At 72.6% G+C, this 2,352-nt stretch carries 2 protein-coding genes; both read right to left on the bottom strand.

The features are described from left to right. The coding region (locus DMC18_RS24345; protein WP_146218204.1) for a tetratricopeptide repeat protein at positions 1-236 on the bottom strand (236 nt) is incomplete at its 3' end. Positions 237-250: 14 nt separating this feature from the next. Next, positions 251-2,352: cellulose biosynthesis cyclic di-GMP-binding regulatory protein BcsB (gene bcsB, locus DMC18_RS24340; RefSeq protein WP_146218203.1), on the bottom strand; the 2,102-nt coding region annotated here is incomplete at its 5' end.

Raw genomic sequence — 2,352 nt, 5'->3', positions numbered from 1 at the left:
CCGCCCGGCGCGTCGAGGGCCGCAAGACCCCGCTTGGCCGCGGCGTTGTTGGGATCGGCCGCCAGGGCGCGCTTGTAGGCGTCGGCCGCCAGATCCTTGCGGCCCTTCTGGCTCCAGAAGTCGCCCTGGCGCACCAGGGCGCCGACCGCCGCGCTTCCCCCCTGGGCCTGCGCCTGGGCGACCGGCGCCGTCCCGCCCGCCAGCAGGATGGCGGCCAGGGCGGCTTCCACGGACATGCGACGCAGGGACTTCACTTGGCGCTACCTTCGAGACGGCGTCGCGCGATGGCCTTCAGCGCGACGATGAGCGGGAACGACAGGGCCAGGCCGACGCCGAAGATCGACAGCGCCAGCAGCAGCGGCCGCTGGCTCAGCCACCACATGCCGTAGACCCACCAGGGCAGGTCGCCGGTGTGGAACAGCTTGCCGACCTGGAAGCTGGAGAAGCCCTCCTCGGTGACGATGGCCAGGTCGCCCTGGATGCGGGCGTTCTGGGCCGGGTCGTCGAGACGGGCCACCACCGCCGGCAGGCGGGTCGGATCGCTGGCCAGCACGGCCACCACCGCCCGGCCGCGATCGAAGGGCGAGCGGAAGCTGACCAGGCCCTCGAAGCCCTCGCCGGCCACCAGCAGGTCGTCGGCGTGGTCGCGGCCGGCCGAGGCCTCGCCGTCGGCCATCAGGAACAGGCGCTCGATCGGCGCCGCCAGCTTCAGCCGCAGCCGGTCGTCCTCGAAGCGCACCGGCGCGCCGGCGAACAGCGCCCCGAACCGGCGGACCATGTCGGGACGGCCGATCAGCAGCACGTCGCGGCCCTTCAGAGCGGCCCCGTCGGCGTCGCGCGCGATCGCCACCCGGGTGACCGGGGCGCCGGTGACGTCGCCGAACCGGCCCATCAGCGCCAGATAGGCCTCGATGTCGGCCGCTCCGGGGTTGGCGTCGAGCACGACGGTGGTCTTGTCGAGGTCGGCGTTGCGGGTGAACGGGAAGCCGGCGCTGGCGAAGAAGGCCAGGTTCGGCAGGGCCGCGAAGTGGCGGCCGCCGCTGAGGTCGATCGTGGTGTCCGGATCGATCCCGCTGTGCACGTTGGTCGGCAACTGGCCCTGGCAGGCCCCGGTCTTGTTGCTCTTGATGTCGAAATAGAACTGCAGCTGGCTGGCGCCGAACAGCAGGTAGGGCGGCAGGTCCAGGCTGTGCTCGTTGCGGGCGAAGCGGTTGAACAGGCCCCGCACCTCGGCGGTGCGGTCCTGGGCGCTGAGCCGATAGGAGCGCAGGTACTGGCCGTTCAGCGACACGTCCAGGCGCGACTGCTCGCGGTCGAACCACGGCCCCTTCGGATAGCGGTAGCGCACGCGCAGCGGCGCGCCCTGCACCGGCCACAGGAAGAGGTCGGGCGCGACGCGGAACGGCACGGACACCGGGGCCGGCGACAGACCCGGCGCCTGCAAGAGCTGGGCGTCGACCAGCTCGCCCAGGCGGACCGGACGGTCCATGCGCAGCCAGCGCGGGGCGTCATAGGCCGCGCGCGGGGCGATCAGGGCGGTGTCGATCTGGGCCATGGCGCCGTTCAGCCCGCCCTGCGAGATGCTGAGCGCCAGGGCCGCGCGGCGGATCTCGGAGGTGTCGCGACCGATCACCAGCAGCAGGCGGTGGTCGGGGGCCTGGGGGTTGGCGACCACGGCCAGGGTCGGACCGTTCACCTGCGGCAGGGTCAGGCCGCCGATCGTCTGGCCCGACTGGCCAAACACCACGCCCTCGCCCTGCGGCAGGGCGCCGATCAGGGTCGGGAAGGCAAAGCCGCGATAGCTGGCCCGCATGCCGAAATAGGAGGCCGCCGCCCCCGCCCCGCGCAGCACGGCGTCAGAGGGGGTCTCGGCGAACACGAACGGCAGCACCAGCTTGCCGCCGCCCTTGTCGAAGAACGGGCCGGGCAGCATCGACAGGTCCGGGCTCGCCGGCAGGCGCGAGACCGTCAGCTCCAGGCGCGAGCGCTGGTTGCTGAGCGTCATCCACAGCGACGAGTGCTGCGGATCCTCGCAGGCGCGGGTGTAGTGGCCGATGAAGCGGAGGTTCAGGTTGTTGTCGCGCAGGAACAGGGCCGGGTCGATCGGGATCGACCACTCGGTTCCGGCCGCCCGGTCGGGGGTCAGCATGACCGCGCCGGCCGGCTCGCCGTTCAGGGTCACGGCCAGCTGCGACAGGTCGCCCAGCAGCGACGGCGAATAGGCGCCCGAGACGACGAGACGGGCGGCGGTGACCACCTCGTCGCGGCGCAGGGTGAAGTCGACGCCGGCCTCGCCCTGCACGCCGCGCAGGCGCAGGGACTGGCCAAAGCCCAGGTCCTTGAGGGTCAGCA

The organism is Caulobacter sp. D5 (assembly GCF_003185805.1).
In the GTDB taxonomy this organism is placed as follows: domain Bacteria; phylum Pseudomonadota; class Alphaproteobacteria; order Caulobacterales; family Caulobacteraceae; genus Caulobacter.
Note: the sequence above shows the minus strand (reverse complement) of the source record. Positions and strands in the feature narration are given on the sequence as shown.